Consider the following 19720-nt stretch of genomic DNA (forward strand, 5'->3'; position numbering starts at 1 on the left):
GATGATGGAATGACGGCTCACAAAATTTATGCGGTTGTGTTGGCAAGCGTGTTGTGTGCCAGTCATTCGAGTGTTTGGGCTGCGCCAGATTGGGAGTTAGATGGCCCTACACTACAACAGGACTATGTCGATGTGCCTGTAGAGTCGATACAGGAATTTGTACAAATCTATGGCATTGTCAAAGACAACTATGTGACTGAAAAAAGTGATGATGCCTTGTTTCAGCAAGCCATTCGTGGCTTGGTGAGCGGTTTAGACCGTTATTCACGCTATTTAACTGCTGAAGAATATAAACAACTTTTACAATATACCGAAGGCGACTTGGCCTCGGTTGATTTTACTTTGCGCTATGACGCTGCCCAGCAACATTGGGTCATTCAAAATTTAAGTGCCAATGCCGACTCGGCTAAACAAGGGCTGAAGAATGGCGACAGCCTATTTAAAATTGATAACCAAGAACTGAAAAAGCTGAGTGCAGATCAGGTCAATAACCTGCTCACAGGCTCAGTGGGATCGACTGTAAGCGTACAACGTGCAGCCAATCAGCCTGAAATTATGTTGGTACGCAACAAAAAAGTAGAAACCGATATTCAGGCGCAGATGCTTTCTAATCAGGTCTTGTTGTTAAAAGTACGTGTGTTTCAGCAAGACACCGCCAATGAAATTAAACGCTTAATTGAAGAACATAGCACGCCACGCTTAAAAGCCGTATTGATTGATCTGCGTAATAACCCAGGAGGCTTACTGTCTGCTGCGGTGGAATCTGCCGATTTATTTTTAAATCAGGGTGTGATTGTATCGACCAAAAGTCGTTCTGAAGGCGATCAACAATTTCAGGCGTTACCTAGCTTTGAATTTCAAAATTTAAAAGTCGGAGTACTGATTAATCATCGCTCTGCATCTGCGGCAGAAGTCTTTACCGGTGCTTTAAAAGACCATTCACGCGCTTGGGTGATGGGCGAAAAAAGTTATGGCAAGGGGGTGGTGCAAAAGCTGTTCCCACTTAGCGATGGTGCTGCCTTACAAATGACGGTTTCGCATTATTACACCCCACGCGAGCAAATGATTGAAGGGGTTGGGATTCAGCCGAATCAGCAATATATTCAAAGTCCTGAAATGAAAGAAGAGGCTTATCTTGAGCATGTGGCAGATTTACTGCTGAGCCGCCGTTAAGTCTCATCTGAGTAACACGTATTTTTAGACAGTCTTCATTGTTTAGCGTTTACTCATCTTCAGTATCTAATCCAAACTTTTTCAGACGATAGCGCAAAGAACGGAAAGACATGCCCAATTTTTTTGCTGCCAACGTACGGTTCCAGTGGGTCAGGTGCAGCGCATTCAGTAAAATGTCTTTTTCTACTTTTTCCAAGTAGGCTTCTAAACCTTCTTCAGGCAGTTTGCGTCCTGTCAGCAATACATCTGTCACGATCTGCTGTGGTGTTTCTGCTGTAGGTTGTGATTCAGTGGTTGCTGTATTGCTCATACTGAATTGGCGCAAGGGTGCGGTTTGTAAGTGTTTGAGATCAATAACATCATCATCACTCAGGGTAATGGCACGTTCAATAATATTGCGTAACTCACGCACATTACCTGGATAGTACTGTTCTAATAAAAATTGCTGGGCACGAGGTGTCAGTTGTTTGGCAGGAATGTCCCATTCTTGTGCAACTTTTTGAATGAAGTGGTCTGCCAATAACAGAATATCTTGTCCACGTTCACGCAAGGCAGGCAAGACCAAATCCATCACGTGAATACGGAAGAATAAATCCTGACGGAAACGTCCTTGCTGAACCAAACTTTCTAAGTCCTGATGACTGGCGCTGATCACACGAAAATCGACATCAATTTCACTATCTGAACCCACAGGACGGATGCGCTTTTCCTGAACGGCACGCAGCAGTTTGACTTGCATGCTCAGTGGCAGTTCGGCAATTTCATCTAAAAATAAGCTGCCACCATGTGCAGATTGAATCAGACCTTGTTTGTCTTGAGTCGCTCCTGTAAAGCTACCTTTTTTGTGTCCAAATAGCTCGCTTTCCATGAGTTCGGTGGGGATTGCACCACAGTTAATTGCAATAAATGGTCCTTCGTTGCGGTTACTTAAACGGTGAACCAAATTGGCGACAACTTCTTTCCCCGTACCCGATTCGCCTGTAATAAATACAGGCGCTTGCGAGCGCGCAATTTTTTTGATGGTGCTGCGCAATTGTTGAATAGGCAAAGACTGCCCAATCAACATTTTATATTCAAGCTGATCTTGGCTGTGATGATCGGTGGTGTCGAAAGGTTTATTCAGTGCTTTTTCAAGGAGTTGCTGTAAATGTATTTGATTGACAGGCTTGCTGACAAAGTCAAATGCACCTGCTTTTAAAGCAGCAATCGCAATATCCATATTGCCGTAGGCGGTCAATACGGCAACAGGTACATTCGGATATTGTTCGGAAATCCATTCAACCAGTTGCAAGCCATTGCCATCGGGTAGGTTTAAGTCGGTTAAACAAGCATCATAATGATGTTCAGCCAGTTGCTGTTTCGCTTGTTCCAGACGGTAGGCCACATGGGTTTGAATCCCCATACGTGCCAAAGTCATCTGCATGAGGGTACAAAGGTCTTCTTCGTCATCGACCAATAAAACCAAAGGTTGAACAGCGTGCATATTTTCCCCAAAACCACACAAAATTAAATCAAAACCACAGCAACAAGATTGATCCAATATCAATCGCGTTTATTCAATGGCACGTAGACATTTCATCCTGAAACATGCGCCTTGTTCTTGTTCTACATAGCTCAGCTTGGCTTGATTCGCCTCGCAAAAACTATGCGATAGATACAATCCTAAACCAGTTCCATTGATTTCGGTACTGAAAAATGGCTGGAACAGATAGAGGAGATCTTGACTGGCGACACCTGCACCAAAATCCCGCACATCAATATAAATATAAGTTGTTTGCGGGTAGACCGTAATCTCAATGGGCTGCTGTGCAGCATTGTGTCGAATGGCGTTACGAATCAGGTTAATCAGCACTTGGCGAAACTGTGATTCATCAAACTGGATGCTCAGTGGTTCGGTCAGTGTAAGCTGAATTTGACTCGCTGCATCAGGTAAATCTTCCTGAATGAATTGTGGCAAAAATTGATTGAGCTGAATCGCGACAGGCGTGGTTTGTTTATTTTTGACCATACTCAGCGTGTCGTGAATAATCTTATCAATCCGTGTCGCTTGTTTACTGATCATGTCCGACAGCAATTGTTGCTGTGCAGCATCACTGCCTGTAAATAAATTGTTGGCTTGTACAATGGCTGCCAAAGGGTTACGAATTTCGTGCGCAATACTGGCAGAGAGTTGTCCTAAGGCGGCTAATTTGAGTTGCTGGACTTGCTGATTGATTTTACGTCCATCCTGCAGCGCCAATAAAGTCAGCGTTTGATGTGGCACTTTGAGTTTTTGTACCTGAATATGCACATGAAAATGACTTAGTTGCGACTCGAATTGAAATTTTTCTCCATCTTGCAATTGATCAAATTTGAACAGATCAAATAAATCGGGCTGAATTTTATACAATGGATAGGTCGCGTGCGCATATTTAGGATGAATCCCCAACAGATGACAGGCTGCAGGGTTGCTGAGGACGACATAGCAATTTTCATCTAAAACCAAATAGCCCATTTCGGTTTGTTCTAAAATATAACGGTTGATATTTTGTAGGCGGTTTAATTCCAAAGATTGCGAAAAATTTAGATTTTCTAAAATTTGGAAACGCCGTACTGCAATACGTCCACTGCCATAAACCACCCAAAATAAAAATGCCAATAGCGCACTTTGACCAATATTATTTAGCGATGAAAAGTCCAGCAAACTCCCAACAAAGTGTTGGTAAATCACCATAATCATCGCGATGAGGGTAATGGCTAAGGCTTTACGCTTTTGCAGCAAGAGTGATGCTGCAAAAATCGTGATCGCAAACAGCAGACTTAAATATAAATTAGGGCCATCGCTGGCAAAAGTCAGGCTACTGAGCGCGATAATATCGACTGCAAAAAACAGGGTCAGTTGTTGCGTGCTTTTAAAAGGAATATATTTATAGCTGATCAGTTGCAGGCAGCTAAAAATAAAATAGCAGACCAAGGTGTATAGATATAAACCCGGGTGCTGATATTGTGTGCCAAGCTGCTGAAAGGTGAGTAGGGTAATCAGCAGCAAACAAAAGGCAATCAGCAGTCGGTAAGTACCATACCACATGCCAAGATGATACTGATTTAACTCAGAATGTTGTTTTAAATCTGGCATATCGTAAAGGTCTTATTTGTGCATCAACAGCGTTGAAAATTATTGAACGTTTAGGGTTTAATCAGTCCATAACGAATGGCAAGGTGAGTCAGTTTGACATCACTATCAATATTTAATTTTTCAAAAATACGGTAACGATAGGTATTTACGGTTTTTACACTGACAAACAACTTATCGGCAATTTCCTGTGCGCTAATACAATTCACCACCATCATCGCCACTTGCATTTCACGTTCTGAAAGACTATCAAAAGGCGATTGTTGTGTGTCAGATAAGTATGAACTTGCCAGTTGTTCGGCAATGTCGGCACTGAAGTATTTACCGCCCTGCATGACTTTTTTAATGGCACGTACCATTTCACTGACAGGTGCGCCTTTGGTGATATAGCCTTTTGCACCTGCTTTCAGCAATAAAGAAGGGTAGGGTTCTTCTGCCAAACCACTCACCGCCAAGACCTTAGTGTCTGGTGCAGTTTGCAATAGACGACGTGTGGTTTCTACGCCTCCAATCCCAGGCATGTTCACATCTAACAACACCACATTGGGATGATGCTGACGCACTAAGGTAATCGCTTCTTCACCCGATTCAGCTTGTCCAATCACCTGCACATCGGCATGGTCTTCGAGCATACGGCAAATCCCAGTACGTACCAATTCATGATCGTCGACTACTAAAACTGTGATCACCTACACTCTCCCTTTGAAAAAATCATCTTTTTTGTTACATAAAGCAAAATTAGCTTGCAATGAAACGACAAAATTAGCAATGCTATTCTTAATCTAGAATGAAAAGTTCTGCACAATATGGTGTCAAAAACGATTCATTGTTGTATTTTTAAATGTAAGGCATATTTGAGGTAATACGCAAATGTATCTTACCTCCCTGAGTTGAGTAAGCAGTCGTGAAAAATTCTAAGAAGTCGTTCATGCATGTGCTGGTCGCATCTATGATGTTCAGCCTAAGTTCTGTCAGTTTTGCTGAACTTGTCATCAATCCTTCCTCTGGGAGCGACGGTCAGGCGACCTTAAGTTGGTCTTCGGAGCAAGCCGATCAATTCTTAAATGGTGATCTGGAAAGTACCAGTGCGAGCGCTCAGGCTGCGCCAGAGAGCTATGTTGCTGAACCTACTCCGCCAGGTTCAACGAAAATTACCACTACAGTGCGTAGTAGCAATGGTGTTGCACCTGCTTCCACTGCGCCTAAAACAGTCCGTATTTTAGATACCTCTGCTTATAGCAACCAACCATCAGTTAATGCACGTGCGGCTTTGGTGATGGATGCGCAAACAGGTGAAGTGCTGTATAGCAAAAATACCAATGTGGCATTACCTATTGCATCTGTGACCAAGGTGATGACTGCCGTGGTGACTTCTGATGCACGTTTGAATATGTCTGAACAAATCACTTTGCAATCGATTGATTTTGCAGGTGCAGCAGGTAAAAACTCAAGCTCAACTTTGCGTGTGGGCGACAAGTTAAACCGTGCCGAAGCGTTACTGTTTGCATTAATGAAATCTGAAAATCCTGCAGCAGCAGCGTTGGCACGTACTTATCCAGGTGGGAAAAATGCCTTTGTAGCCGCAATGAATGCTAAAGCGCGTGAATTGGGCATGCATTCTACCCGTTTTACCGAAGCAACAGGCTTAGACCCACGTAATGTATCTTCTGCGCGTGATTTGGGTATTTTGGTCAGCACCGCTTCGCAATATGGTTTGATTCGCCAATTCTCAACCACGCCAACCTATGACTTTAACTTGGGTTATCGTGTTTTAAAATCTAACAATACCAATGCACTGGTACGTAATGGTGGTTGGAATATTAATCTGTCTAAAACAGGCTATATCAATGAAGCAGGGCGTTGTGTGGTGATGCATACCACTTTGAATAACCGTCCTGCAGTGGTGGTGCTTTTGGGTGCAGATACTTCACAAGCACGTACCAATGATGCAACTCGCTTAATGAGTTGGGCAAGCCAGTTACCTAAACGTATTTAAGAGCACATTCAGCTTGGAGCGTTGAGTTATCAATCGTATGACTCAACTTCCGTTAAAGTTGCATGATTCCAAATACAAAAAAACCTGCTAATGCAGGTTTTTTTGATCACGATTCAAAACTTACATGTTTGAAAGGATAGAGTCTTTTACTTGTTGCATTGTAGCATCAATAGAGAGCATCACCGCATCTGCACATTGTTTCATTGCAGTGTCAGGATCTTTCAGACCGTTACCTGTTACGGTACATACAATCACAGAACCTTCTTTGATTTTACCTGCTTTGATGTCGCGCATTGCACCACCAATAGACGCAGCAGATGCAGGCTCAACAAATACGCCTTCATACATTGAAAGCATGCGCTGTGCTTCTAAGATTTCAGCATCAGTTAGCTCATCAAACCAACCTTCTGAATCGCGTACAACGGCTTTGGCATGGTTCCAGCTTTGTGGGTTACCAATACGAATTGCAGTTGCAACAGTTTCAGGGTTTTCTACAGGCGCACCACGTAAGAATGGTGCAGCGCCAGACGCTTGATAACCCACCATGATTGGGCGGTCTTCAGGGTTTGGACCTGTGAATTTGTCCGTTGCTGCGTCATAGACCACTTGCTCGAATTGATCGGCAGATTGGTTGGCAACCGCTTCGGTATAACCCATCCAGTGTGCAGTAATGTTGCCTGCGTTACCTACAGGTAAGCAGTGGTAATCTGGTGCACGACCTAACTCATCTACAATTTCATACGCAATGGTCTTTTGACCTTGTAGGCGGTAAGGGTTGATCGAGTTCACAATGGTCACAGGTGCTTGGTCAGCAACTTCTTTAACTAGACGCATACCATCGTCAAAGTTACCGCGGATTTGCATGGTGATGGCACCGTACATCATCGCTTGTGCCATTTTACCCATGGCAATTTTGCCTTCAGGAATTAAAACGAATGCTTTGATGCCTGCACGTGCAGCATAGGCAGCAGCAGCAGCAGAAGTATTACCTGTAGATGCACAGATAATGGCTTTTGAACCTTCTTCAACTGCTTTAGTAACTGCCATGGTCATACCACGGTCTTTAAATGAACCTGTCGGGTTTAAGCCTTCATACTTCACATAAATTTCAACATCTTTACCAATAATGCGTGGAATATTCTCAAGCTTAATCAGTGGCGTGTTTCCTTCGCCTAGAGAGATTGCACGTGTGGTTGCAGACACTGGTAAACGGTCACGATAACGGTCAACTAAACCAGTATAACGATTGGCATTCGACATGATGATGTTCCAATTGTGTGTAGAGCTTGGCAAGGGGAAATACTCCCCTTCACCCGATTAATTATCAAGCGATTCTAAACGAATTCGTACAATTTCGCCATGAATGGTTGGCAATGCTTGAATTTGTTGTAACGCTTCATCCATTTTTGATTCTAGGACTGGGTCAGTCAGAATCACGATAGGAATAAGGTCTTTCAAGCGTGATTGCTGCATGATGGCATCAATACTGATTCCCGCGCGGCTTAAAATAGTGGTCACATCAGCAAGTACGCCAGTTTGGTCTTCGGCATTAATGCGAATGTAGTAACCCGTGGTCATTTCTTCACGGCTTAAAATTGGCAAGTCGGTTAAGGCTTCAAATGCCAATTGCGGAATTGTACCTGCGCCATCTTCGGTATAAGAAATGTCACGGACAATATCAACGACATCTGCAACTACTGCAGAGGCTGTTGGGCCTGCACCTGCACCTGCGCCATAATAGAGCGTTGGACCAACCGCATTGGCTTGTACCAAGACCGCGTTTTTCACGCCATTAACATTGGCAATCAATTCTTCTTCAGGAATTAAAGTTGGGTGAACACGCAATTCAATACCTTTATCGGTACGACGGGCAATACCCAAGTGTTTGATGCGGAAACCGAGTTCTTCGGCATATTTCACATCTTGCGCGGTCACTTTGCCAATACCTTCGGTAAAGACTTTGTCAAACTGTAGCGGAATACCAAATGCACATGAAGCCAAAATAGTCAGTTTGTGAGCAGCATCAATACCTTCGACGTCAAAAGTCGGATCGGCTTCGGCATAGCCTAATTCTTGTGCTTCTTTCAGTACGTCTTCAAATGCACGACCTTTTTCACGCATTTCACTTAAAATGAAGTTGCCTGTACCGTTGATGATGCCTGCCAACCATTCAATTTTGTTGGCAGCCAAACCTTCACGGATGACTTTAATAATTGGAATACCACCTGCAACCGCAGCTTCATAGGCAATTTGTACGGCATTGTCTTCAGCTGCTTTAAATAGCTCATTGCCGTGTTCTGCAAGTAGGGCTTTGTTGGCTGTCACTACTTGTTTGCCGTGCTTCATGGCTTCCATGATCACGTCATAAGCAGGGTGAATACCGCCCATCACTTCAACCACCACGTCTACATCGGGTTGACGGACAATGTCCATCAAGTCGGAGCTTTGCTTGACCGATTCAGGCAAGTTTAGGTCAGGACGCGGACGACGTGTTCCCACATAAGTGATTTCAATTTCACGACCGGTGCGACGTCTAATCTCAGCAGCATTTTCTTTTAATAGTTTAAGGGCACCACCACCCACAGTACCAAGACCGAGGATTGCCAGACGAACTGGTTTCACGTCACACTCCATATTAATCAACTTTAAGCGAGTTTAGATCATAGCTAAAAAAACGCGCTGACTCTAGGGCAGATCTCACTTATCTTTTGTATATAAAAAAAAGTAAAATCACAGATAAAAATTCGTTATTTATATTGGGTCTATGGACGCTTCATCTTAGTTTATAACCAAGATGAAACATCCCAAAAACTGCGTATTTTTAGTTTTCTAAACGCTTCACCAATTCTGAAGTAGACAAATAGCCACCCAAATAAACCCCTTCAGCATTATAAATTGCTGGCGTGCCATTTACGCCCATATTTAAACCCAGTTGATATTGGGCACGAACTGGGTTTTTACAGTTGGCAGGGGAAATTGGTGCACCATTCATAACCGCATTAAAGGCTGCATGGCGGTCTTCGCTACACCAGATCGCTTCCATGTTTGGCATGTGCTGTTCGCCACGTGGCCAAGCAATGTAACGGACTTCAATCCCTTTGCCGTTCATTTCATCCATTTGTTCATGTAGACGATGGCAATATGGGCAGCTGACATCGGTAAATACATAAATGACGTGTTTGGTTTTGCCTTTGGCAGGGAATACCAATAAATCTTCCTGTTTTAATTCAGCAAAAATTTTCTTGTTCACGCCTGCTTGCAAGTTTTCACTGACATTATGCAGTTCTTTGTCACCTAAACGGATCACATCGCCCTGAATAATGTATTTGCCATCACTGGTGGCATAGACCGATGACATGCCTTCAAGACTCACCCAAAATAGGTTGGGTACTTCAGTGGCTTTAATATCGGTAATTTTGGCATTGATGCCTGCAGTTTTAAAATGTTGCTGCAAGGTCGTGCTTAGACGTTGTTGTGCATTGCGTTCAATTAGAGTCGATGCTTCACCTGTAGCGGGAGCACTTGCGGTGAGCGTAGTTTGCTTTTTGTCTTCGTTATTGGCATTTGAGCAAGCGGTGATTGCAAAAGCACTGGCAAGTGAACAGGCAATCAAAAGTGTTGAGCGGGTAAATGTCATAAACAACCCTTTCTTGTTGGCGTAAAAAATAGAGCGTTAGCATAACAAAAAATAGTTGTGATCGTTAAACTTCTGCGTCGTTTTTGATTTTAAGCCCGTGGATGGTGCTGGGCATGTAGTTGCTGCATACGGACTTGTGCCACATGGGTATAAATTTGTGTGGTAGATAAATCACTATGTCCGAGCAGCATTTGTACCACACGTAAATCTGCACCATGATTCAGCAAGTGGGTGGCAAATGCATGTCTTAAGGTGTGTGGCGATAACTCGGCCTGAATGCCTGCTTGCAGGGCATAGCGTTTAATGGCGTACCAGAAGTTCTGGCGACTCATAATGCCACCATGCTGCGTTAAAAATAGATAATCTGTGGCGGTTTTATACAGCTGTGGGCGTGATTCTATTAAATATTGTTCAATCCATTCACAGGCGACTTGCCCCATGGGTACTAAGCGTTCTTTATTGCCTTTTCCCACAATGCGTAAATAACCTTGTTTGAGGTTAATCAAGTCTAGACGCAAGTTGAGCAATTCAGTGACACGTAAACCGCAGGCATACAGGACTTCCAGCATGGCACGATCTCTTAAGCCCAAGGCCGTCTGAATATTCGGTGCTTGAATCAATGCATCGACATCGGCTTCGGACAAGTCTTTGGGTAGAGCACGACCTAACTTAGGTGTTTTATGTGCTGCAACAGGGTTGTCGGAACGTAGTTTGTGTTCTCTTAAAAATTTGTAAAAAGAGCGCAGGGCAGAAAGACAGCGTGCTATCGAGCGTGGACTTTTCTGTTGTTTGGTCAGCGCAATCAACACATCAGAGATATCATCATGTTGCCAGTCTGGCATGGATTTACTGACATATTCGCTGCACTGAATTAAATCGGATAAATAAGCATTACGTGTATGTGGGCTCACACTTTGTGCAATTAAATCATTGCGATAACCTTCCAAAAAACTCAGGGATTCTGGAATTTGAATTGCAGCAGGAATACGCGGTTTTTTGTTCAGCATAGTGATCACATGAAAAATCCCAATATTGATTGGGAAAAACGATAATAGGCATAGTTATTTTCTACTCTAATCCAATTCAGTAAGCCTGTCGATGTGATATAAAACCATTAAATGTAAGTTGACCTTATTTGTTAATTATTCTCATTTGCGTATATAATGGGCAAAATAGTATAGGAATTTCACGGTGCGTTTGTCAGAACTCAAAGCAAAACAAACAGCCATCATTCGTCAGGTACTTCGGACTGCCGATGGTGGAACATCCCTAAATGATTTGGTTGCGAATCGCTTAGAAACGTTGGGCTTTGTGCCTGGAACGCCTGTGCAGGTGATTACCAAAGGTATTTTTGGTGGAGATCCAATCTTAATTCAGGTGGGATTTACCCGTTTTGCCTTGCGCAAAGTGGAAGCTGATCGCGTTGAAATTGAGCAGGGAGTAACTGCATGAGTGATCCCTTACGTATCGCACTTGTAGGGAATCCAAACTGCGGTAAAACTTCTTTATTTAACCATTTGACAGGGACACGTCAGAAAGTTGCAAACTATGCGGGTGTTACCGTAGAGCGCAAAGTGGGTCAGTTCAACTTGCCTTCGGGGCAGGCGGTACGTGTACTGGATTTGCCAGGAACCTACAGCCTAGAAGCCACTAGTCCAGATGAAGCCATTACCCGTGATGTAGTACAGGGCAAAATTGCTGAAGAAGGTCAGCAAGATGCATTTTTGTGTGTGGTCGATGCGACTAACCTGAAACTGCATTTAGGTTTGGTGCTGGAAATGATTGAGTTGGGACGTCCAATTTTATTGGTGCTCAATATGATGGATGAAGCACGCCGCCGCGGAATGCAAATTAATACGCAAAAGCTATCTGAGCGTTTGGGTGTGCCTGTGGTGGAAACCGTTGCGGTGCGTGATTCAGGTATTCAAAATTTAATGAATGCTTTGGATTTGGGTAAGTTTGCAGTACCACAGACTGAATTGACAGGCTTAAAAGGCAGCCAGCACCAACGGATTCAAACCATTTTGCATGATGTGGTGCACTTTGTAGATCAAGAAGACAAACGCTCCGACTTCCTCGATAAAATTTTTTTACATCCTGTATTCGGTTTAGTCAGCCTTGCGGTGATGATGTTTGTTGTCTTCCAAGCGGTATTTGCTTGGGCTGCACCGTTTATGGATGGCATCGAAAGTTTATTTGGCTGGCTAGGTGAAGTGATTGGCGAAAACATTAGCCATCCCTTGCTGAACAGCTTGATTGTGGATGGCATTATTGCGGGCGCAGGCGGTGTGGTGGTGTTCTTGCCGCAAATTTTAATTCTGTTCCTGTTTATTTTAATTTTAGAGGAATCGGGTTATTTGCCACGTGCCGCATTCTTGCTCGATAAGCTGATGTTTAGCGCAGGTTTGAGTGGTCGTGCCTTTATTCCATTGCTGTCTAGTTTTGCCTGTGCAGTGCCGGGCATTATGGCAACACGTAGTATTGCTGACCCACGTGATCGTTTAACCACGATTATGGTTGCGCCGTTAATGACTTGTTCTGCGCGCTTGCCTGTATATGCCTTACTCATCGCAGCATTCATTCCCAATCAAACCGTATGGGGCATGTTTAATTTACAAGGTCTGGTCTTGTTCGGTCTGTATATGGCAGGCATTGTGAGTGCCTTGGGCGTATCTTTTGTGCTTAAATTTTTGCAAAAAGATAAATCTGAGCATGTCTTGTTGATGGAACTACCAAGTTACCGTTTTCCAGACCTAAAAAGTGTTTGGATTGGTTTGCTAGATCGCGCCAAAATTTTCTTAAAGCGTGTCGGTGGCATTATTTTTGCACTGTCGATTTTATTGTGGTTCTTGTGTACGTTCCCGCAGCCGCCTGAAGGCGCGACCATGCCTGCAATTGACTATAGTTTTGCAGGGATGCTGGGGCATGTATTACAGCCAATTTTTGCTCCTGTGGGCTTTAACTGGCAGATCGTGATTGCCTTGATTCCTGCGATGGCAGCGCGTGAAGTGGTGGTGGCTGCATTAGGCACAGTCTATGCCTTATCTGCAGTGGATGAAGATGCCATGTCCCAAGGTTTGGCTGCTTTAATTAGTGGTGGTGGTGAACTGGGCTGGTCATTGGCAACGGGTTTATCGTTATTGGTGTGGTTTATTTATGCACCGCATTGTTTGGCAACTTTAGCAACGGTAAAACGCGAAACAGGATCATGGCGTACGGTCAGTATTATGACCTGCTATCTATTTGGTTTGGCTTATTTCATGTCATTCCTGACTTATCAAACGGCATCGTATTTGTTGGGTTAAGGCACATGCCTGACCTACAGGAGTAGATGAACATGGTTGAAATTTTAATTGTTGCTGCATTGGTACTGTGGAGTGCTGTAGTAGTCTTTAAAAAAGTCTTTCCCAAGACTTCTGGCGCAGTTTTTCTAAAACTCTCCAATTTCTGTACTGAAAAAGGCTGGCATGGCTTGGCCAAATGGCTAAAACCTGCAGCCGCGGCAGGCTGTGGCGGCAGTTGTGGTTGTGATTCTCAAGATCAACCCGCAGAAAAGAAAGTTGAAGTTCAAGCGGTGAAGTGGAAATAGGCTTGTTTATTCACTTTAGCAATATTCTTTTTAAAAACCGTCTGCAATATGACGGTTTTTTTACGCACTGACACAAAAAAACTGCAGGAACTGCAAACAGAAAAAGCATTCAAAACAGCAAAGTGCTACTATTTTGTCTGTTTCAAAATTAGCGCACAAAATGGGGCAAAAATGTTAATACAACGTGGTGGATTAAAAGTCGTTGCAGGACTTGGTATTTCTGGTGTTGCAGCCGTTAATTTTTTACATCATCAGGGTTACCGCGTTGCTGTGACAGATTCTCGCCCCACACCTCCAGGGCATGACCAAATTCCTGCCGAAGTAGAAACCCGTTTTGGTCAGTTTGATCAGGATTTATTGCTGTCTGCGGAAGAAATTGTGATTAGCCCAGGTTTAGATCCAAAACTCCCTGAAATTCAGGCTGCGATGGCGCAGGGCATTCCTGTGGTGAGTGAAATTCAGATTTTACGTCGTGCGACCGACAAACCTATTGTGGCAATTACAGGGTCTAATGCGAAAAGTACCGTTACCACACTGATTGGTTTAATGGCAGAGCAGGCAGGCAAAAAAGTCGCGGTAGGTGGCAATTTGGGACGCCCTGCGCTGGATCTGATCAAAGATGATCCTGAACTGTATATTTTAGAACTCTCCAGTTTTCAGCTAGAAACCACCTCGAATTTAAATGCAGAAGTGGCGGTAGTGCTGAACATGAGTGAAGACCATTTAGACCGTCATGGCGATATGCTCGGTTATCACACCGCCAAACATCGTATTTTTCAGGGTGTGAAAAAAGTGGTGTTTAACCGTGATGATGCTTTGAGTCGTCCGTTGGTGCCAGATCAGACTCCTATGCAAAGTTTTGGCTTAAATGCGCCTGACCTAAACCAATACGGCTTATTAAAAGATGATGATGGCAGCATGTGGTTGGCACGTGGGCGTGAGCGTTTATTAAAAAGCACCGAGATGTATATTCAAGGCACACACAATATTGCTAATGCATTAGCGTGTTTGGCATTGGGTGAAGCCATTGGTTTATCTATGCACAGCATGCTGGAAACGCTGAAAACCTTTAAAGGTTTGGAGCATCGTTGTGAATTCGTCAAAGAATTACATGGGGTGCGTTATTATAATGACTCCAAAGGAACCAACATCGGTGCAACTTTGGCAGCTTTAGATGGCTTGGGTGCAGCAATTCAGGCACAAGGCGGTAAGGTTGCGATTATTTTAGGTGGGCAAGGCAAAGGGCAGGACTTCACTGCGCTACGCCAATCATTGCAACAATATGCCAAACTGGCAGTGTTGATTGGTGAGGATGCTACGAAAATTGAAACAGCAGTTGCGGGAACAACCCAACTCTTAACTGCAGATACCTTGCAACAAGCAGTTGAAATCTGCCAACAACATACACAAGCGCATGATGTGGTGTTATTGTCACCTGCATGTGCAAGTTTTGATATGTTCTCGGGCTATCCAGAACGTGGTCACAAGTTCGTTGCTTATGTCAACGCACTGGTATAACAACAATAAGGTGTGAGATATGGCTGGCTTTGCTCAGACAACAATCAATAAACTCAATCAGGTCTATGAGCGCTGGTTACCCAAACTGCCAGCGGAAGTGAATGTACGCAATGTACTGATTTTTAGCGTACTGGCGCTGTTATGTATTGGTTCAATCATGGTGGCATCGGCTTCTATGCCTTATGCCGAGCGCATGCATGAAAATGCCTTTCACTATGTATTGCGTCATGGCATTTCTATTGTGGTGGCATTAATCGCTGCCGTGATTGCCTATAGAGTGCCGCTGAATACCTGGTTTAACAACACCTTCTTTCTGTGGATTGTGACCATTGCCTTGTTGGCTGCAGTGTTGCTGGTGGGTACTGAAGTCAATGGTTCTAAACGCTGGATTCGGGTCGCAGGTTTTACCCTGCAAGCTTCCGAAGTCGCTAAAGTGATGATGGCCATTTTTACCGCTGACTATGTGGTGCGCCGTGCCGAAGAAGTGCGTAATAACATTAAAGGTCTGATTCGTCTTGCAGTGATTATGGCAGTCACGGTAGGTTTGGTGATTGCAGAGCCTGACTTGGGGGCGACCGTGGTGATTGCCTTGACCATGTTAGGGGTCTTCTTTTTAGCTGGTGCGCCATTAATTCAGTTTGGTATTGCCTTTGGCGCGATTATTGCCGCCTTTGTGTTTTTGGTGGTATTTGAGCCTTATCGTTTTGAGCGTTTAATGTCGTTCTCAAACCCGTGGAATGACCCTTTGGGTGTCGGTTATCAGTTGTCTAACGCCTTAATGGCATTTGGACGCGGTGAATGGGCAGGCGTAGGCTTGGGGCATAGTATCCAGAAAATGTCCTATTTACCTGAAGCACATACGGACTTTATGTTGGCTGTCTTAGGTGAAGAGTTTGGCTTTTTAGGCATTTTTGTGGTGTTGAGCTTGTCTTTTGCTATGCTGATTGCCTGCATTAAAATTGGTCATCGCGCCCTGAAAAACCAGTACTTACGTGCAGGATATTTGGCTTATGGCATCAGCATTATCTTCTTATTACAGATTATGGTGAATGCAGGCATGAATATGGGTATGTTGCCTACCAAAGGTTTGACTCTACCTTTTATTAGTTATGGTGGTTCATCGTTAATTATGTGTGCAGTGATGGTGAGTTTGATTCTGAAAATTGAAGCCAGCACGCATGAGATTAACCCTAGCCGTGAAGAATCCAGCTTCTAGAATTTATCCTTCTATTTCGCTTCTGGCTGAGCATGGTGCAAGACCATGCTTGGCATGACTGTTCCGCAGTGTAAGCACTTGACTGTAGTATTTTTTTGTTTAGACATAGGAAACAAGGGAATAAAAAATAAGGAAAAATATTGTCGTTGCTGTCTGAGTTCATAGCTACTGCGAGTGCGGCAAACGGGGCAGCTAAATTGACTTTTCTCGACCACTTTGGTTTTCGGTCCAACACCAAAAATAAAAAACATGACACAACCTCAAATGATCCATTTCAATTTGAGCATAACTGAATTTTAAATTTTATAAATAATAGCCGTGTAAAGCTGTGCCTGCAGGAATACGTGAAAGATCCCATTGCTGAATGGCTTGCGTAAGCATGCGTGCAGGGGTGTCTAATTCGACAGTGGCTTGATTTAAGGCAGTTAAAGCGGCTTGTAGCAGCTTCGGTGCTTGGGCTAAATCTAAAGCTTGTGCCAAGTTCTGTTTAGACAGTTTTTGCCCTTGTGCATTCATGGCTAAAGGCAGGTGCGTGTAGCTGAGTTTAGGGTAGCCTAACAGTTGCCCCAAATAGATTTGCCGTGCGGTGTTGTCGAGTAAATCTGCGCCGCGAACCACATGGGTAATGCCTTGCAAATAATCATCCACCACCACTGCCAGTTGATAATTGATAATGCCATCACGCCGTTTTAGGACAAAATCGCCCAAGTCCTGCGCAAGGTTGGAACATTGTTTGTCTTGCAGGCGGTCTTGAAAGCAAATTTCTTGGTGTGTGACTTTGACTCGAATCGCTTGATTGGCAAAATTTAAACCTAAATTGCGGCAAGTCCCTGCATAAATATGATTGGAGCCAAGCATTTTGCGGGTGCATTGACAGGCATAGACCAAGTCGCGTTGCTGCAATTGTTGCAACACGGCTGCATAGAGATCGAGGCGATCTTTCTGGAAAATAATTTCGGCATCTGGCTCAAATTGAAAGGCATCAATACAACGCAAGATATGATTTTCACTGCCAGGGTAAATGCGTGGGATGTCAGTATCTTCAATACGTACCAGCCAAGTGCCGTGCTGGGCTTTGGCATCGCAATAACTGGCAACGGCAGTAATGAGAGAGCCAAAATGCAAAGGGCCGGTTGGCGATGGCGCAAACCGACCTGAGTAGCGCGTCAGCGAAATATGATCTCGCTGCTGCGCATGGGGAGCATGCTCCGCTAAAGAATTTTCAACAGTCACAATTAACCGTTATTTTGCTTCTCTTTGATCTCTGCCAAAGTTTTGCAGTCAATACATAACGTTGCCGTTGGGCGTGCTTCTAAACGACGCAGACCAATTTCGATACCACAAGTTTCACAGAAACCATAGTCATCGTTTTTAATCGCTTCAATGGATTGTTCAATTTTACGAATCAATTTACGTTCACGGTCACGGGTACGTAATTCAATCGCAAATTCTTCTTCTTGTGTCGCGCGGTCATTCACATCAGGCAAAGCGGTATTTTCGTCTTGCATGGTGTTGAGTGTACGATCTACTTCTGACATTAACTCTTCTTTCCACGCCATTAAAATTTGACGGAAATGTTCGAGTTGTCCTTCAGACATGTATTCTTCATTCTTTTTCGGCTGATAAGGTGCAATACCAAATAAGCTAGCTGTAGAACCACCCTCTAAAGCCTTTGGCTTTGCCTTACGCACGCGTTTTGTAGCTTTTTCTTCTACAAGATCTGTTTGTTCGTCCAAGACTTGATTTTGGTTGTCATTCGCCATGTAGGGCATTCCTCATCATATGCGTAAGATTCATACGCGAAAAATATGGTGATATGCAAGTGTTTTTATCCACTCCCTCAGAAAGAATTCTCTCTTCGGGGGACGTCATCATATAGACTTTTTTTGATTATGGATAGTCTTTGATGTTTGGATGTGTTATCGCATTTTTTCGTTGAAGGCATAAAGTAAAGCAAAAAAAATAAAATGGAAAGTTAATAACCTGAAATTTCAAAATTTATTTGTTGTGTGACATGCTCAACCCGATGCACTTGGGTGCTAAAACTGCCATCTGCATTCAAATGTAACACACGGTAACCCGGTGCCTCAGGCCCAAGCGCAAAGTGCTGGCTATGTGGTTTAAATTGCACGCAGGTCGATGGAGTTGAGTAAAACTGAATCCCTTGCCATTCATTTAATGAGTCCTGATGCACATGCCCACACAGCACCAATTTGACATTGTTGTGGCGTGCCAATACATCAATTAAGGCTTCGGTATTTTTAAGTTTGTGCTGATCTATCCAGTGCGATTGCATATCAAAAGGATGGTGATGACAGGCAATAATCACCTGCTGCTGCGCATGTTGCTGTAAAAGCTGATCTAACTGCTGTAATTGTGCTGCGTCCATCCAGCCATCAATCCGACCTTTAACCGCAGTATTCAGTAAAATGACACTCCAATTGCCCAACTCAATTGCATGAACTTGATTGGACTGTAAATGGAATGGAAAAACCGCGGCATCATCATGATTGCCCGGAATCTGGAAATGCGGCGTATTCAAAGTCTGCATAAACTGCAAATAACGCTGATAGGTTTCAGCAACAGGGATTTGTGCTAAATCGCCTGTATGGAAAATAGCATCGAGCTGCGGATATTGCTGTTGAATATCGTGCATTACCGCGTGAAAGCTGCGTTCAGGATTCATGTGCACAAACTCTAAATCTTCCTGATTCATGAGGTGCGTATCTGAAATTTGTACAATTGTCCAGCGTTGCTGGTGATTGTTTGAGAATAAAGTCATGCCTGACCCCTTAGACATCCTTCACGGTTTTAATTTGTTGTTGTAACCATTGCAATGCCATGATGACAGGTGCGTTTTTTAGCCGACCATTGGTCAGCAAGTTTGGAATTTCCTGATAATCAAGAATGTGTAATTGAATATTCTCTCCTTCATCTGGCATACCAAACACGCCACCTTCCTGTGGTAACGTGGTGCTCGCACTATATAAGTGGAACAATTCTGCGCATGCACCCGCAGATGGATAAAAACTGAATAAATGTTGTAATTCTTTTAATTCACAGCCCGATTCTTCCAAAGCTTCACGACGAATGCAACTTTCAGGTGATTCATTGCCATCTAGCACGCCTGCAATCACTTCGAGTTGCCAAGGCGAGTCGCAATCATCAATTGCACCAATACGGAATTGTTCAATCAGGGCAAATTTTTGTTGTGGTGCATCATAAATGAGTACCCCAGCCGCTTCAGGGCGTTGAATGAGTTCACGCTGAAGGACTGGGGTATATGTAGTTTGATTAAACAAGCGATGGCTCAGGCTGACTTTTTCAACCTGAATAAAACCACGATACAGGTATTCACGTTGGTGAATCTGTGCATCGTGTTGTCCATAAGTTGCTTGTTGAATAATCTTCATAAATTCTCATCAGGATGAGCAAAGCATAATTTCATCCTAACTGAGATTTTATTGAATACAAACGCT

General features: G+C 43.7%; 19 protein-coding genes. 7 read left to right on the forward strand and 12 right to left on the reverse strand.

Going from position 1 to position 19720, the window contains the following annotated elements; translation table 11 throughout:
* The first annotated feature begins 9 nt into the window (after positions 1–9).
* Positions 10–1173, forward strand: a complete 1164-nt coding sequence (locus tag FTV43_RS03610; RefSeq protein ID WP_004975690.1) for a S41 family peptidase — start codon at positions 10–12, stop codon at positions 1171–1173.
* A 49-nt stretch (positions 1174–1222) separates the two neighbouring features.
* Here the strand turns inward: FTV43_RS03610 and FTV43_RS03615 are convergent, their stop codons facing one another.
* From FTV43_RS03615 to FTV43_RS03625, 3 genes are all read right to left on the reverse strand, one after another.
* Positions 1223–2656, reverse strand: coding sequence for a sigma-54 dependent transcriptional regulator (locus FTV43_RS03615; protein WP_179994896.1), 1434 nt, complete (start codon positions 2654–2656; stop codon positions 1223–1225).
* A gap of 69 nt (positions 2657–2725) precedes the next feature.
* A complete protein-coding gene (locus FTV43_RS03620; protein ID WP_004975700.1) occupies positions 2726–4288 on the reverse strand; it encodes a PAS domain-containing sensor histidine kinase in 1563 nt (520 codons plus the stop codon).
* 50 nt (positions 4289–4338) lie between these two features.
* On the reverse strand, positions 4339–4974 hold the full coding sequence (locus FTV43_RS03625; RefSeq protein WP_004975702.1) for a response regulator: 636 nt from the start codon (positions 4972–4974) through the stop codon (positions 4339–4341).
* A 215-nt stretch (positions 4975–5189) separates the two neighbouring features.
* On the opposite strand from FTV43_RS03625, the gene FTV43_RS03630 reads away from it, so the two are divergent.
* Positions 5190–6281: a serine hydrolase gene (locus FTV43_RS03630; RefSeq protein WP_131260992.1), complete on the forward strand. Its 1092-nt coding sequence runs from the start codon at positions 5190–5192 to the stop codon at positions 6279–6281.
* Positions 6282–6401: 120 nt separating this feature from the next.
* Here the strand turns inward: FTV43_RS03630 and thrC are convergent, their stop codons facing one another.
* From thrC to xerD, 4 genes are all read right to left on the reverse strand, one after another.
* Entirely contained in the window at positions 6402–7541 is a 1140-nt protein-coding gene (gene thrC, locus FTV43_RS03635) for a threonine synthase (protein ID WP_179994897.1), read from the reverse strand.
* Positions 7542–7598: 57 nt separating this feature from the next.
* Positions 7599–8903 carry a homoserine dehydrogenase gene (locus FTV43_RS03640; RefSeq protein ID WP_004975708.1) on the reverse strand — a complete coding sequence of 435 codons (1305 nt, stop codon included), beginning with the start codon at positions 8901–8903 and terminating at the stop codon, positions 7599–7601.
* A 199-nt stretch (positions 8904–9102) separates the two neighbouring features.
* On the reverse strand, positions 9103–9918 hold the full coding sequence (locus tag FTV43_RS03645; protein WP_179994898.1) for a DsbC family protein: 816 nt from the start codon (positions 9916–9918) through the stop codon (positions 9103–9105).
* 89 nt (positions 9919–10007) lie between these two features.
* Positions 10008–10925: a site-specific tyrosine recombinase XerD gene (gene xerD, locus FTV43_RS03650; protein ID WP_168418375.1), complete on the reverse strand. Its 918-nt coding sequence runs from the start codon at positions 10923–10925 to the stop codon at positions 10008–10010.
* A gap of 184 nt (positions 10926–11109) precedes the next feature.
* On the opposite strand from xerD, the gene FTV43_RS03655 reads away from it, so the two are divergent.
* From FTV43_RS03655 to ftsW, 5 genes are all read left to right on the forward strand, one after another.
* Positions 11110–11370, forward strand: coding sequence for a FeoA family protein (locus FTV43_RS03655; RefSeq protein WP_168418377.1), 261 nt, complete (start codon positions 11110–11112; stop codon positions 11368–11370).
* Positions 11367–13223, forward strand: coding sequence for a ferrous iron transporter B (locus FTV43_RS03660; protein ID WP_179994899.1), 1857 nt, complete (start codon positions 11367–11369; stop codon positions 13221–13223). Before FTV43_RS03655 ends, FTV43_RS03660 begins: the two co-directional genes overlap by 4 nt.
* 32 nt (positions 13224–13255) lie before the next feature.
* Positions 13256–13507, forward strand: coding sequence for a DUF6587 family protein (locus FTV43_RS03665; RefSeq protein WP_004975717.1), 252 nt, complete (start codon positions 13256–13258; stop codon positions 13505–13507).
* 171 nt (positions 13508–13678) lie between these two features.
* Entirely contained in the window at positions 13679–15025 is a 1347-nt protein-coding gene (gene murD / locus FTV43_RS03670; RefSeq protein ID WP_026438396.1) for a UDP-N-acetylmuramoyl-L-alanine--D-glutamate ligase, read from the forward strand.
* 19 nt (positions 15026–15044) lie between these two features.
* Positions 15045–16241 (forward strand): putative lipid II flippase FtsW, encoded by a 1197-nt coding sequence (gene ftsW, locus FTV43_RS03675; protein WP_004975720.1) that lies wholly within the window; start codon positions 15045–15047, stop codon positions 16239–16241.
* A gap of 11 nt (positions 16242–16252) precedes the next feature.
* Here ftsW and FTV43_RS03680 read toward each other — a convergent pair whose 3' ends face one another.
* The 5 genes from FTV43_RS03680 to FTV43_RS03700 form a co-directional block, all read right to left on the reverse strand.
* A complete protein-coding gene (locus FTV43_RS03680) occupies positions 16253–16492 on the reverse strand; it encodes a zinc-ribbon domain-containing protein (protein WP_104852920.1) in 240 nt (79 codons plus the stop codon).
* Between the two features lie 52 nt (positions 16493–16544).
* A complete protein-coding gene (gene gluQRS / locus FTV43_RS03685; protein ID WP_179994900.1) occupies positions 16545–17474 on the reverse strand; it encodes a tRNA glutamyl-Q(34) synthetase GluQRS in 930 nt (309 codons plus the stop codon).
* A 2-nt stretch (positions 17475–17476) separates the two neighbouring features.
* Positions 17477–18004 (reverse strand): RNA polymerase-binding protein DksA, encoded by a 528-nt coding sequence (dksA, locus tag FTV43_RS03690; RefSeq protein ID WP_004975725.1) that lies wholly within the window; start codon positions 18002–18004, stop codon positions 17477–17479.
* 212 nt (positions 18005–18216) lie between these two features.
* Complete coding sequence (cpdA, locus tag FTV43_RS03695; RefSeq protein WP_004975727.1) at positions 18217–19023, reverse strand: 3',5'-cyclic-AMP phosphodiesterase; 807 nt, start codon at positions 19021–19023, stop codon at positions 18217–18219.
* A 10-nt stretch (positions 19024–19033) separates the two neighbouring features.
* On the reverse strand, positions 19034–19654 hold the full coding sequence (locus FTV43_RS03700) for an NUDIX domain-containing protein (RefSeq protein ID WP_004975729.1): 621 nt from the start codon (positions 19652–19654) through the stop codon (positions 19034–19036).
* Positions 19655–19720 lie beyond the last annotated feature (66 nt).

The sequence above is a fragment of the Acinetobacter sp. YH16053 genome, assembly GCF_013417035.1.
In the GTDB taxonomy this organism is placed as follows: Bacteria; Pseudomonadota; Gammaproteobacteria; order Pseudomonadales; family Moraxellaceae; genus Acinetobacter; species Acinetobacter towneri.